10 protein-coding genes and 1 pseudogene are annotated in these 13342 nt (G+C 46.0%); 7 read left to right on the plus strand and 4 right to left on the minus strand.

The genetic code is table 11. The features are described 5' to 3' along the window. The first annotated feature begins 19 nt into the window (after window positions 1–19). From DXA13_RS04485 to DXA13_RS04495, 3 genes are all read left to right on the plus strand, one after another. Entirely contained in the window at window positions 20–934 is a 915-nt protein-coding gene (locus DXA13_RS04485; protein ID WP_118242103.1) for an NAD(P)-dependent oxidoreductase, read from the plus strand. 87 nt (window positions 935–1021) lie between these two features. Beyond that, the gene (locus tag DXA13_RS04490; protein ID WP_118242104.1) at window positions 1022–1789 is read left to right on the plus strand and encodes a creatininase; all 768 of its coding nucleotides are present in this window, start codon (window positions 1022–1024) and stop codon (window positions 1787–1789) included. A 72-nt stretch (window positions 1790–1861) separates the two neighbouring features. Beyond that, window positions 1862–2563: a DUF2848 family protein gene (locus DXA13_RS04495; protein ID WP_243008973.1), complete on the plus strand. Its 702-nt coding sequence runs from the start codon at window positions 1862–1864 to the stop codon at window positions 2561–2563. A gap of 160 nt (window positions 2564–2723) precedes the next feature. Here DXA13_RS04495 and DXA13_RS04500 read toward each other — a convergent pair whose 3' ends face one another. The 4 genes and pseudogenes from DXA13_RS04500 to aroF form a co-directional block, all read right to left on the minus strand. Continuing rightward, window positions 2724–3473, minus strand: coding sequence for a GntR family transcriptional regulator (locus DXA13_RS04500; protein ID WP_181995527.1), 750 nt, complete (start codon window positions 3471–3473; stop codon window positions 2724–2726). A 138-nt stretch (window positions 3474–3611) separates the two neighbouring features. After that, window positions 3612–4895, minus strand: coding sequence for a 3-phosphoshikimate 1-carboxyvinyltransferase (gene aroA, locus DXA13_RS04505; RefSeq protein WP_118242107.1), 1284 nt, complete (start codon window positions 4893–4895; stop codon window positions 3612–3614). A gap of 50 nt (window positions 4896–4945) precedes the next feature. Then, a complete protein-coding gene (locus DXA13_RS04510) occupies window positions 4946–6040 on the minus strand; it encodes a prephenate dehydrogenase (RefSeq protein ID WP_118242108.1) in 1095 nt (364 codons plus the stop codon). Window position 6041: 1 nt separating this feature from the next. Next, window positions 6042–7054: pseudogene (gene aroF, locus DXA13_RS04515) on the minus strand (3-deoxy-7-phosphoheptulonate synthase). A gap of 225 nt (window positions 7055–7279) precedes the next feature. On the opposite strand from aroF, the gene DXA13_RS04520 reads away from it, so the two are divergent. From DXA13_RS04520 to DXA13_RS04530, 4 genes are all read left to right on the plus strand, one after another. Continuing rightward, the gene (locus tag DXA13_RS04520; protein ID WP_118242109.1) at window positions 7280–9382 is read left to right on the plus strand and encodes an elongation factor G; all 2103 of its coding nucleotides are present in this window, start codon (window positions 7280–7282) and stop codon (window positions 9380–9382) included. A 229-nt stretch (window positions 9383–9611) separates the two neighbouring features. Beyond that, complete coding sequence (locus DXA13_RS20895; RefSeq protein ID WP_181995528.1) at window positions 9612–9752, plus strand: hypothetical protein; 141 nt, start codon at window positions 9612–9614, stop codon at window positions 9750–9752. Window positions 9753–9906: 154 nt separating this feature from the next. Continuing rightward, on the plus strand, window positions 9907–11952 hold the full coding sequence (locus DXA13_RS04525; RefSeq protein ID WP_118242110.1) for a response regulator: 2046 nt from the start codon (window positions 9907–9909) through the stop codon (window positions 11950–11952). A gap of 130 nt (window positions 11953–12082) precedes the next feature. After that, a complete protein-coding gene (locus tag DXA13_RS04530) occupies window positions 12083–13276 on the plus strand; it encodes an MATE family efflux transporter (protein WP_347559695.1) in 1194 nt (397 codons plus the stop codon). Window positions 13277–13342 lie beyond the last annotated feature (66 nt).

Below are 13342 nucleotides of genomic sequence, written 5' to 3' on the forward strand. Positions count from 1 at the left end.
AAATAAGGAGGAATCTTGTATGAATATTTTAATCACAGGCGGAAGAGGTTATCTTGGACGTTATATTGTGCAGAAGCTTCTGGATCAGGGGCATACGGTGATTAACTATTGCCGTGATATGCAACTACCGAATGAGGAGCCAAGAAATATTTTTGTATTTGGTGAATTATCCGATATCCCAAGGCTAATTCAAACAATCGAAAAATATCATGTAGACCGTATTATCAACACGGCGGCCCAGTCTCACCCGGACTGGAGTCTGGAAGTACCGTATGCAACAGTGGATGCGAATGTGATGGGAATGATGGGCGTTTTGGAGGCTGCCCGCCTGACAGGGGTAAAGAGAGTCGTCTTGTTCAGTTCTGAATGTGCATATGGAAATTCAGATGGTTCTCCGATGGCAGAAAATCATCCTCTTTGCCCGACAACTCCATATGGGGTGACAAAGGCTGCGAATGAAATGATGGGCCGTGCATACAACAAATGCTTTGGAATGGATATTATTTCCCTGCGCGTTGGTCAGGTATATGGTCCTGGTCAGGTTATGCAGGAATATATCAGGGATGCGGCTAAGGCAGCGATAGATGGTGAAACCTATGATCTGGAGAATGGTGGAGATCAGAAGATCCAGCTGGTACATGTAACAGATGCAGCGGAGGGCGTTGTACTGGCCTGCATGTCTGAAAAGAAGAATGATCTTGCCGTTTATAATATTACGAGTGGCTATCAGCCGACATTTTATGAGGTACTGGACATCTTAAAAGAACTCATTCCGGGAGCTCGGTTTAACGTTGGAGGCGGAGATTACGGCGGGGATTATAATGGTATTTTTGTTATTGAAGCAGCGAAGAGGGATCTTGGTTATATTCCGAAAGTAAGCCTTAGAGCTGGTCTGGAAGAGTACGTGAAGTACTTACAGGAACATCCGTGGTAATTTTTTTATACCTGATTGCACCGCCCGGGCAGTGTAATCAGGTATTTATATGAAATGAGGAAAATAGATCAATATGGAGGTGCTTATATGCGTACACGTTTAATGGAAGAAATGACCTGGAAAGAGGTCGAAGAAGCGATTCAGAGCAATACAGGAGTGTTGCTGCCGATTGGAGCAACGGAACAACATGGATATCATCTGCCGATCAGTACAGACGTTATTCTGCCGAAAAGAATGGGATTAAGCATAGCGGAAGAAACAAATTTATTGGTAGCACCGCCAATTGCTTATGGTTTTCGGTCACGTCCAGGTTCAGGAGGAGGTCAGACTTTTCCGGCTACAACGTCGTTGAGAGGTACTACATTAATTGCTCTTATTACTGATATTTTAAGAGAATTCGTACGAAGCGGATTCCGAAAAATTGTACTGTTGAACTGGCATATGGAAAATTCAGGATTTGTATATGAAGCAGCTTTTCTTGTATGTGAAGAGATGAAGGAAAAGTATCCGGATTTAAAGATACTGGTATTTGAAAGTGCATTTGATACGCTGAAAGAAGAGAGCATGGAGAAAATATTTGAAGGACAGTTCCCGACATGGGCGATTGAACATGCCTCTATTTTTGAAACCTCATTAATGATGTATATAGTGCCTGAACTGGTCCAGTTTGACAAAGCTGTGAATGACTGTGCAGAAGATTATCCCTATTACGATGTACTGCCGATTCAATCCCGATATGTGCCCCAGTCAGGCACCTTGTGGAAGGCCCGAATGGCCTCTCGGGAAAAAGGAGAACTGGCATGGAAAGAGGTACACCAGATGCTGGTAAGGAACATTAATAAGGAGTTCGTTTGATGGAAGACGATTAATGTGAAATACATTTCTTATAACTAACGGCAGCAAACAAGAGGAGGAAACAATATGGCAATGCTTGTATTCAGTGTGGGAGAAAATCAGGAAATTCATGTACGGCCCAAGGCTGTATTTTGTATTGGAGATTCTGGCCGGACAGCGGAAGGACGTGAGGCACATCTGACTGAGCTGGAGAAGAATGGAATTAAGCGGATGTGTAAAGGGGATCCGCCTATGGAATTTTTTCCGGTTTCTCCTATTCTTTTAACACAGGAAAAATCAATTGATGTGTTAGGGGAGCATACGACCGGAGAAGTGGAGTATGTACTGTTTTATTGGAAAAATGAGTTATATATTACGTTAGGATCTGACCATGCAGACAGGATATTAGAGGCAATACACAGCAGTTTTTCTAAGCAGATCTGTGCAAAACCAGTTGCTGATGTTGCATGGAAATATAGTGACATATCATCTCATTGGGATCGTATTTGCCTGGAACTCAAAGTAATTAAAGATGGAAGTGAATGTTTCGCTCAGATTGGAGCAGTAGCCTTTTTGAGCAGCATAGATGTGATAATTGATGAAATAAAAAAGAGAGGGCTTCCTCATGAAGATGGGTGTTTTTACTTCAGCGGTACGATTTTACTGGAAAACAGTATGTTCCATTTTGGAGAAGCATGTTTGCTGCGAATGACAGATCCTGTTTTGAACAGAGAAATCGAGTGGGAATATAAAGTCAACATAATGAAGTCTGAGGTTCAGTACACTTGCATTTAAGTAAAACTGGAATTCCTATGTAACAAAAATAAAATCCAGACTGAAGCCAGAGCCGGCCGAATGTCTGGATTTTTGCATTAAAAAAACAGGGGCATCGCTTCTGACATGAAATCAAAATGAGAGGTATATCTACCAGAATCTTATGCCGTAAAGAAGTTTCCTACGTAAATCTCCTGCGTACTACCTGAACACGGATCAGAGAATCTCGGATTACGCTTTTTGAAAAGGCTACGGGCTCGTTTTCCGCACTGTAATGTAACTCTTCCAGATAGACAAAACTGGTATCAGAGGAAAAATTCATAGCCTCTTCAACTTCAGCGGTCGGGACGATCGAACTGATTTCCAAGGCACTGTAGCTGATTGGCTGTTTGAAATATAGATCAGACAAATCGAAAATATTAACGGAATCCTGTCCAAGTTCTTCATGCTTTGGAATTCTATACCATTGGTTTTCAGGAATATATTCCTTATTAAAAATAACAGGGCTGCCATCAGCCGTGTATATTTTTTTGAGAAGGTAGCCTGGAGTTTCTTCTGAAAGATCCATTCGTTTTAATATGGAACCCTTCAACTGAACAGGCTCTAAGGAAACAGAAAGAAGACCGGGCTTATGTCCACTGTTTTCGATCAGCTGCCAATAACCTTGTGCCTCGTCAATCCGCATCCTCAAATTGAGACAGATACTATTGACCACGGTTTCGCTGCCATGGCGTTTGCTGATTAAACCGTCATTTTCCAAAAGCTGCAAAGCACTTCGGATTGTCGGACGGCTTACGGAAAATGTGCTGGCCAGAGTATCTTCTGATGGAAGGCGTCCATCCTGTACAAGTTCGCCTGATTTTAAGGCTTCCAATATAGCATTGCGCACATTAATATAGAGAGGCGTCTGCTTTTTAATAAATCTTTTCAAAATAATTCCATCCTTATTATAATTTGTAATAATTATATAACTTGTTTTACAAGAAGTCAACCAAATAAGATTAAAGGAGATTACATTGAAAAACAGATTGCCATTTCCGCTTTCCTGATTTCTAAACTCCAGCCCCAACTACCGCTGCAGACGGGCCAGATCCTCGTAGAATCCGGGATAGGAGATATTTACGCAGTCAGCGTCCAGAATCTCTGTTTCCCCGTCGGCCAGGATGCCTGCAACAGCAAATGTCATGGCAATCCGATGGTCGAGGCGGCTGTCGATTACGGCTCCGTGAAGAGGCTTACCGCCGTGTATGATCATTCCGTCCTCTGTCTCTACTACGTCCGCACCCATGGCGGAAAGATTTTTGACCATGACTTCAATCCGGTTGGATTCCTTTACTTTCAGTTCCGCTGCATCACGGATCACAGTCGTCCCATCCGCAAAGCAGGCAGCGGCAGCAATGATAGGAAGCTCGTCGATCAGGGTGGGAATAATGGCTCCCTCAATCACGGTTCCGTGGAGTGACGATGACTTTACGAGAAGGTCGGCTGCCGGTTCCCCTGGGCCGGACCGTTCGTTGAGGAAGGAAATATCTCCGCCCATGTCTTTGAAAACGCGAAGAACGCCGTCCCTTGTGGGATTGGTCCCTGTATTTTTAATCAGTATTTCTGAATTCGGAACGAGGAGGCCTGCAGCCAGAAAGAAAGCGGCAGAGGAGATATCCCCCGGAACCTCAATCTGCTGACCGTATAATTCTTCTGCTGGATGGATAACAGCAGTAGTGCCTTCCGTCCTCACATCCGCACCGAAGGAAGAGAGCATGAGTTCCGTGTGATTCCTTGAAAGATACGGTTCTGTAACTCTCGTCTCACCGTCGGCATAAAGACCTGCAAGAAGAACAGCAGATTTTACCTGAGCCGAAGCGACGGGAGACTGGTAGTGAATTCCGTGAAGACTGCTTCCCTGAATGGAAAGAGGGGCGCAGCCAGTGCCATTTATGCTGGTGATTTTAGCCCCCATAGTGGCCAGTGGGTCCATAATCCGTTTCATCGGCCTTTTCTGTATGGAAGCGTCGCCGGTCAGAATCACGTCGAAATCCTGGGCGGAAAGGATACCGGAAATCAGGCGGATAGTCGTTCCACTGTTTCCGCAGTCCATAATGGTGCCAGGCGACGGTTTCTGCAGTCCACGGAGGCCCTTTCCACGGACGGTGATACAGCCGCCGGAATTTTCAATTTCAATGCCCATTCTCTGAAAACAGGAGATCGTAGAGAGGCAGTCGGCTCCCTGAAGAAAGTTCGTAATTTCTGTCGTACCTCTGGCAATGGAACCGAACATCACGCCGCGGTGTGATATGGACTTATCGCCTGGTATGGAGAGCTCTCCCTTTAAATTGGAACTTTTATGAAATTTCATAAATACTCCTTTTCATCTATCTTATCTTTTATCTTATACCTTCATCTATCTTACATCTTCATCAATTCGTATTTGTACCGGGTCAGCTGTTCCCAGGCGGCTTCCATAGAAGCTTCGTCGTAGAAGGCGATCCGCAGAGCGCCTTCTCCATGTTCACGGCTGTGGTTGATTCCGATATTCTTCATGCTGATGCCTTTTGCGGCGAGTATGACGGAAAGGGTGGAGATCGAACCGACCTCGTCCACGATATCCACGGAAAATGCATATTCCGGTTCGATTGCGCCACGGCTCACATCCGATATGGAATTACGATATGTACGGGAACTGTCGAAAAGCCGGTACACAGCTTCGGAATTCCTTGCTTTCAGCTGATCCAGCACGATATTTAAGGAATGAATGTACTTTTCCAGAATATCCATAATATTAGCTGTATTCGTCATGCAGATCTGTTCCCACATTTCCGGGGAAGCAGAAGCGATTCTTGTGATATCCTTGAAACCTCCTGCTGCAATCTGTTTCATGATTTCCTCGCTGCTGTCGGAGTCTCTGACCAGGTTGACGAGGCTGGAAGCAACGATATGAGGCAGATGGCTGATCGCGGCAACGGCAAAATCATGCTCATGATAATCAATCACCTTAGGAATAGATCCGAGAGCCTCAGCTACGGCTACAAGGCGGCTGATCTGATCTTCTGTGGATCTGGAAGACGGGGTGATCATGTAGTATGCGTTTTCCAGAAGGTGATCCGTAGAATTTTCGTAGCCGGTCTTTTCGGAACCGGCCATGGGATGGCCTCCGATAAACCATTCTTCCATGGACAGGGAAACGACAGCTTCATGGATGGCTGTTTTCGTACTGCCCACGTCGGTTACGATGGTGTGCGGCTTTAGAAAAGGTTTCAGCTGAGAGAGGTAACCGGCATTATATTCCACGGGAGTGCATAGAAAGATCATGGAACATGCGCCGAACCTCTCATCAACACCGTCCAGTATATCATCGACAATTCCGTCTTTCTGCGCCTGTTCCAGTTTCGATCTGGTACGCATGTATGCCATTACCCGGATATCCGGGTGCGATCGCTTCAAGCCTCTGGCGATGGAACCTCCGATAAGTCCAAGGCCTATAAAACCGATGGTGGTTTCCATATTAAAACTTCCTTCCTGCAAGCTCCGTATAAGGTCTGAGAGATGACGTCAGTTTTTCAAAATCTTCAAAGGTAAGAGACTGCGGGCCGTCTGAGAGCGCACAGGACGGGCACGGGTGAACCTCGATCATAAGACCGTCCGCGCCTGCTGCGATGGAAGCTTTCGACAGCGGCTCTACATAAGCCCTTACGCCTGTTGCGTGGCTCGGGTCCACGATAATCGGAAGATGGCTCTTCTGGCGGATGACCGGCACTGCGCTTAAATCCAGGGTATTTCTCGTAGAGGTTTCATATGTTCGGATTCCGCGTTCACATAATACGATATTTGGATTGCCTCGGATATGATGTATTCGGCAGCGTTCAGCCATTCGTCGATCGTAGCAGCCAAGCCGCGTTTTAATAGTACGGGAAGACCGGATTTGCCGACTTCCTTCAGAAGTTCAAAATTCTGCATGTTACGGGCACCGACCTGAAGCATATCCACGTACTTGACTGCCGTATCCATGGCACGGAGACTGGTAACTTCACAAATGACGGAAAGCCCTGTCGCTTCACGGGCCTCCTTCATATACTGCAGCCCCTCTTCCTCAAGTCCCTGGAAGGAGTAAGGGGATGTCCGGGGCTTGTACGCGCCCCCGCGCAGGATAGTTGCCCCCGCTTTTTTTACGGCGTATGCCGTTTCGAGCAGCTGATCCTTTGATTCGATAGCGCATGGGCCGGCCATGATGGTCATGGTATTCGGTCCTATTTCCGCATTGCCTACGCGTACGGTAGATGCTTCCGGATGGAATTTGCGGTTGACGAGCTTATAGGATTCTGTGACAGGAACGATCTTTTCCACGCCTTCCGACAGCTCCAGGTTAGCCCCTGAGAGGAGGCTCTTATCTCCCACAACTCCGACGATTGTAACCTGGGTTCCTTCCGACAGATGGGCATGAAGTCCTTTGGACTCAATTAAATCCGTAATCTTTTTAACAGCTTCTTTCGAAGCGTTCGGCTTCATAATAATAATCATAATGTATACTCCTTTGATTTGTGTTCAGAAACAACTATGAAAGTGATTGTATATGAAAGAAAGAGGATTGTCAATAATTCAATACGTTAAACTTCAAAAGCTTAACTTGTAAAATAAATAAATTTATAAAAAATTTGTGTAAATTGCATATTTTGCTTGTAAAATTTCAGATTTTTTAGTAGAATATCATCATAGGCTAAAATATTGTACAGGAGGGTATAATTTATGAATGTATATGGTACACAACAAATCCGCAACGTAGTATTATTGGGCCATGGCGGCGCAGGAAAGACGACCGTAGCAGAAGCAATGGCGCTTCTTACAGGCGTTACAAAGAGAATGGGTAAAGTAACTGATGGAAATACGATCAGTGACTACGATAAAGAAGAGATAAAGAGACAGTTTTCGATTTCTACATCCCTGATTCCTCTTGAATATGAAGGCGAAGATGGAATGATTAAGATTAACCTTCTGGATACCCCGGGATACTTCGACTTTGTAGGCGAAGTAGAGGAAGCGATCAGCGTGGCAGATGCAGCGATTATCGTTGTGAACTGCAAGGCCGGAATTGAAGTCGGTACAGAGAAGGCATGGGAACTCTGTGAAAAATACAACCTCCCAAGGATCATTTTTGTAACAAACATGGACGATGATCAGGCGAGCTACCGTGAGCTCGTGATCAAGCTGGAAAAAGAGTTCGGCAGAAAGATCGCACCGTTCCAGCTTCCAATCCGTGAGAATGAGAAATTTGTAGGCTTTGTAAATGTAGTAAAGATGGCTGGACGCCGCTTTACAAACCTCAGCGATTATGAAGAATGTGAGATTCCGGACTATGTTCAGAAGAATCTGAGCATTGCAAGAGACGCTTTAATCGAAGCAGTAGCTGAGACGAGCGAAGAATATATGGAGCGCTATTTCTCAGGCGAAGAATTTACTCAGGAAGAGATTTCCAATGCGCTGCGCCAGCATGTAATTGACGGCAGCATTGTTCCGGTTATGATGGGTTCAGGAATCAACTGCCAGGGCTTTAACGTACTGCTTCAGTCGATTGACAAGTATTTCCCATCACCGGATAAGTACGAATGTGTCGGCGTGGACGTTTCTACAGGAGAACGTTTTACCGCCAAATATAATGAAGGCGTATCCCTGTCAGCCAGAGTATTTAAGACAATTGTAGACCCGTTTATCGGCAAATACTCCCTGATGAAAATCTGTACAGGAATTCTGAAGCCGGACAGCGTTATTTATAATGTAAATAAAGATACGGAAGAAAAAGTGGCGAAGGTTTATCTTCTGAGAGGTAAAGATGCGATCGAAGTATCGGAACTGAAGGCCGGAGATATCGGCGCAGTAGCCAAGCTGAGCGTAACACAGACCGGAGATACGATCGCTCTGAAGTCTGCTCCGATCGTATATCACAAACCGGAAATCTCCACGCCATATACATATATGAGATACAAGACGGTTACAAAGGGCGACGATGACAAAGTATCCAGCGCACTTGCAAAGCTGATGGATGAAGACCTGACACTTCGGGCAGTCAATGACAAAGAGAACAGACAGCTCCTCATCTACGGAATCGGAGACCAGCAGCTGGAAGTCGTAGTCAGCAAGCTCCTGAACCGTTATAAGGTGGAGATCGAGCTGAGCAAACCGAAGTTCGCTTTCCGCGAGACGCTCAGAAAGAAAGTGGAAGTACAGGGTAAATATAAGAAACAGTCCGGCGGCCACGGCCAGTACGGCGATGTTAAGATGGAGTTTGAACCATCCGGGGATCTGGAGAAGCCGTATGTATTTGAAGAGAGAGTATTCGGCGGTGCAGTTCCGAAGAACTACTTCCCGGCTGTTGAAAAAGGTGTTCAGGAATGTGTACTGAAGGGGCCGCTTGCGGCATATCCTGTTGTCGGAGTGAAGGCTACTCTTATAGATGGCTCTTACCATCCGGTAGATTCTTCTGAAATGGCATTTAAGATGGCGGCAACCATGGCATTCAAGAAAGGCTTTATGGATGCAAATCCTGTCCTTCTCGAACCGATAGCCTCTTTGAAGGTAACGGTTCCGGATCGCTTCACAGGCGATGTAATGGGAGATTTAAACAGAAGAAGAGGACGTGTCCTTGGAATGAACTCCAATCATCACGGCAAACAGATCATTGAGGCCGACATTCCAATGTCTGAACTGTTCGGCTACAATACAGACCTGCGTTCCATGACAGGCGGCATCGGATTGTATGAATATGAGTTCAGCCGCTATGAGCAGGCACCTGGCGATGTGCAGAAAAAGGAAGTAGAAGCAAGAGCTTCCAAGGTGGATTCTGCAGACGTTTAATCGCAAGACAGCCGGTTAACACGGCGGTCAGTAAAATCCTTTTATTAGCGAAGGTAAAAGTCAATTCATATCGTATCTATATCAGCAATAGTAATAAAATAGTAGGAGGCAGCAAAGCGAGAGTGTTCCGCTTTGCTGCCTCTTTTTTATTTATTGGCTTTCCAGGAAAGACCTTCTTCTCGTAAAGGATTAAAGTGCTTGATTCACGGAAAGTAAGATGTGCTCCGCTATGGACAGCGTGCCCCATATGATCGGACATGCGCACGTTCTTACGGAGTGCAGGTCTCCGAATCCACCTGGTGATGGGAAGGATATAGCAATGGCAAGGGGGATTCCGGCGACGGAAAATCTGAAGGAAACCGAATGGTGATAGCTGAAAAACAAGGGAGGAAACCGGCGCAACAGTGGACTTTTGAAATGCAGTGTGATAAGATGATAATGGTATGAATGTGATAGAATGATGAAGGATAGAAAAACAAATTCCATATAGCCGGGTAAACGGTCATGACAGGAGGAAGGATCGTATGGACACGAACAGTCAACACGTATACGGCGGAGCATATAATCCCCAGCTGAATACGATTGATGAATATAATACACTGATGAACTCACTTGGAGTCAGTGTCAGCAAACATCTGTTGGATGAAAATTTTACAGTCCTTTGGGCGAATGATTATTTTTATTCCAGTACAGGATATACCAGAGAGGAATATCACAGGCTTTTTAAGAATGTTGGGAAATACTATGAGGGTTATGAAAGTGAATATGAAAAGATATCCGATGCCCTCATGGCGGCTCTGGAAAAAGGAGAACGGCAGTATTTTGCAACCTGCCGTATGCCGGTAAAGGGCGGCCTGTGGCACTGGATCCGGGTAATCGGCACGTTTACAGATGATTATATAGACGGCTGCCGGGTTATTTACAGTACCTTTCAGGATATTACGGATCTGATGGATAATGTACAGGAAGAACGGGCAAAAATTCAGGATGATCTGGCAGAAGCACTCCGTCAGGCTAAAAAGGCGAACCGGGCAAAGTCGGATTTCCTTTCCCGCATGTCTCATGATATCCGTACGCCGATGAATGCGATTGTCGGAATGACCGAGATCGCTTCTGCACATTTGGAAAATCCTGAAAAGGTGAGGGACTGCCTGAAAAAAATTTCCCTCTCCAGCCAGCATCTGCTGAGTCTGATCAATGACGTACTGGATATGTCCAAAATAGAAAGCGGGAAAATGACTGCTAATGTGAGCAGTATGTTTCTTCCGGAGCTGACAGAAAACATAGTGACGATTATGCGGCCGGAATTTGAGGAAAAGGGGCTTGATTTTTCTGTACGCCTGCACAACGTCGTACATGAGCAGTTTTATACGGACGCACTGCGCATACGTCAGGTGTTTCTCAATATTCTTTCAAATGCCTGCAAGTTTACCACAAAAGGCGGTACGATCGTTATGGATATTGAGGAACATGAGTCCTCGCAGGACGAAACGGAACAGGCACTGTTCACGTTTACTTTTACAGATACGGGAATCGGAATGAAACCTGAGTTTGTTGAGAGGATTTTCGAAGCGTTTGTCCGTGAGCAGGACAGCAGGGTAGATAAAACAGAAGGAAGCGGCCTGGGTATGGCAATCACAAAGAGGATCGTGGATATGCTGGGAGGTACAATCACTGTCCGCAGCCAGCCGGGAAAAGGATCTGTTTTTACGATAGAACTGCCGCTGCAGATCGACCCGGCACAGACCGAGGATATAGGAATTCCCCATACAAGAATCCTCGTTGCGGACGATGACAGGTACGCCTGCGAATACGCGGTCCATGTGCTGAATGAATGCGGAGCGGCAGCGGACTGGGCCGATTCCGGAGCGGCAGCGGTAGACATGGTGGAAGAACAGTACAAACTGGGAAATGGATATGACGCGGTAATACTGGATTGGAAGATGCCTGGGCTGGACGGCGAGCATACTGCCCGGAAAATCCGGGAAAAGATGGGGAAAACGCTGCCGATTATGATGATATCAGCGTATGACTGGACGGATATCGAAGAGAAGGCGCGCGCAGCCGGGATCAACGGTTTTCTTCAGAAACCGCTGTTTCGTTCCACTCTCGTACATAATCTGAAGAAGTGCCTGATGGGTCAGACTGCCGTAGGATATGAGGTCAAAAAGAAACAGGCATATAATTTTTCGGGAAAGAGATTTCTTCTTGTCGAAGATAATGAATTGAATCTGGAAATCGCCCAGGAAATTCTGTCATCTGCAGGAGCAGTGATCGACTGTGCCCGTGACGGCGCTCAGGGAGTGGAAGTGTTCGCGGCATCGGCAGAAAATGAGTATGCACTGATTCTGATGGATGTACAGATGCCTGTGATGGATGGCTACATGGCTACGGAAAAAATAAGGAAACTTCCCAGAACCGATGCGCTTACGGTGCCGATTCTGGCAATGACGGCCGATGCATTTACGGAAGATGTGGAGGCGGCAAAAAAAGCTGGTATGAATGGCCATATTGCCAAACCGCTGGATGTAGAGGAACTGAAGCAGATGATTACGCGGTTTATAAAGTAAAAAGCAGACGAAATGAAGGATCGGCAGAGCACTTTGACTTTCTAAAACAAATCATGTATACTTGTCTTGCAGAAATACGGCAGGCTTTTTCACCACCGGAAAAACCTGCCTGCAAGGAGGATTATCAGAAATGGATCTCTTGAATGGGAAAGTGAGGACCATCTATTTTAAATATCTGACGGCTGCTTTCGGAAGCGCGCTGATCAGCTCAATTTATGGAATTGTCGACATGGCTATGGTAGGACAGTATCAGGGACCGGTAGGAACAGCGGCCCTTGCAGTTGTAGCTCCCGTGTGGAACATTATATACAGCCTGGGGCTGCTGACGGGAATCGGCGGTTCCGTTCTGTTCAGCACGGAGAGAGGAAAAAAGGGAGAGCGGAATAAAAACGATGGAAATGAAAATGCATACTTTACAGCGTCCCTGATCGGAACGCTGTTTTTTGCTGCCGTCAGCTGGATCGGCATCGTATTTTTTGACAGACAGCTGCTCTGTATGTTCGGCGGGGAAGAAGTGCTTCTTCCATATGCCAGAGAATATCTCCATCCTGTAAAATTTGCCGTGCCGTTATTTCTTTTCAACCAGATGCTGGCTGCATTTTTAAGAAATGACGGAAACCCTGGGCTCGCTACGGGCGCTGTGCTGGCTGGCGGAGTATTCAATATTTTCGGCGATTATTTCTTTGTGTTTACCATGGATATGGGAATAAAGGGGGCCGGTCTTGCTACCGCTATGGGGGCTGCGATTACATTTGCCGTAATGGTATCCCATTTCTTTTCAAAAAAGAATACACTGAAGCTTATACGGACGGAACAGTTGGCAGAAAAGCTTAAAAGAATTACGGTGACAGGATTTGCTACATTTTTTATTGATATTGCAATGGGCATCCTGACGATGCTCTTTAACCGTCAGATTATGAGGTATCTGGGGGCCGATGCATTGGCTGTTTACGGCGTCATTGTCAATATAAGCACAATCGTACAATGCTGTGCATACAGTGTCGGACAGGCTTCCCAGCCGCTGTTTTCCATAAATTTCGGAGCAGGAAAGGGAGACAGGATCAAAGAAACACTGAAATATGCGCTGTTTACGGCGGCATTCTTCAGCGCCGTGTGGACCATGCTGGCAGCTGTTTTTCCGAGAGAAATTATACGGATTTTTATGGTTCCTACAGAGGGCGTGCTGGCGATTGCTCCTTTTATCGTAAGAGCTTACGGTATATCCTTTCTCCTGCTTCCGCTGAACATCTTTTCCACTTATTATTTCCAGTCGATTATGAACCTGGAACGTCCTTTGCCGTATCGGTTTCCAGGGGCATGGTGATTAGCGGGGCTATGATTTACGCCCTCCCTGCAGCAGCCGGTGCCAATGCAATCTGGTTTTCCATGC

Origin of the sequence: Clostridium sp. AM58-1XD (assembly GCF_003464085.1) — a bacterium.
Lineage (GTDB): Bacteria > Bacillota > Clostridia > Lachnospirales > Lachnospiraceae > Lachnoclostridium_A.

Coding starts and splice junctions, on each gene's coding strand:
- DXA13_RS04495 (WP_243008973.1), top strand. CDS start 1,862: ATGCTTGTATTCAGTGTGGGAGAAAATCAGGAAATTCATGTACGGCCC.
- aroA (WP_118242107.1), bottom strand. CDS start 4,895: ATGAAATTTCATAAAAGTTCCAATTTAAAGGGAGAGCTCTCCATACCA.
- DXA13_RS20895 (WP_181995528.1), top strand. CDS start 9,612: ATGGACAGCGTGCCCCATATGATCGGACATGCGCACGTTCTTACGGAG.
- DXA13_RS04510 (WP_118242108.1), bottom strand. CDS start 6,040: ATGGAAACCACCATCGGTTTTATAGGCCTTGGACTTATCGGAGGTTCC.
- DXA13_RS04490 (WP_118242104.1), top strand. CDS start 1,022: ATGCGTACACGTTTAATGGAAGAAATGACCTGGAAAGAGGTCGAAGAA.
- DXA13_RS04525 (WP_118242110.1), top strand. CDS start 9,907: ATGGACACGAACAGTCAACACGTATACGGCGGAGCATATAATCCCCAG.
- DXA13_RS04485 (WP_118242103.1), top strand. CDS start 20: ATGAATATTTTAATCACAGGCGGAAGAGGTTATCTTGGACGTTATATT.
- DXA13_RS04520 (WP_118242109.1), top strand. CDS start 7,280: ATGAATGTATATGGTACACAACAAATCCGCAACGTAGTATTATTGGGC.
- DXA13_RS04530 (WP_347559695.1), top strand. CDS start 12,083: ATGGATCTCTTGAATGGGAAAGTGAGGACCATCTATTTTAAATATCTG.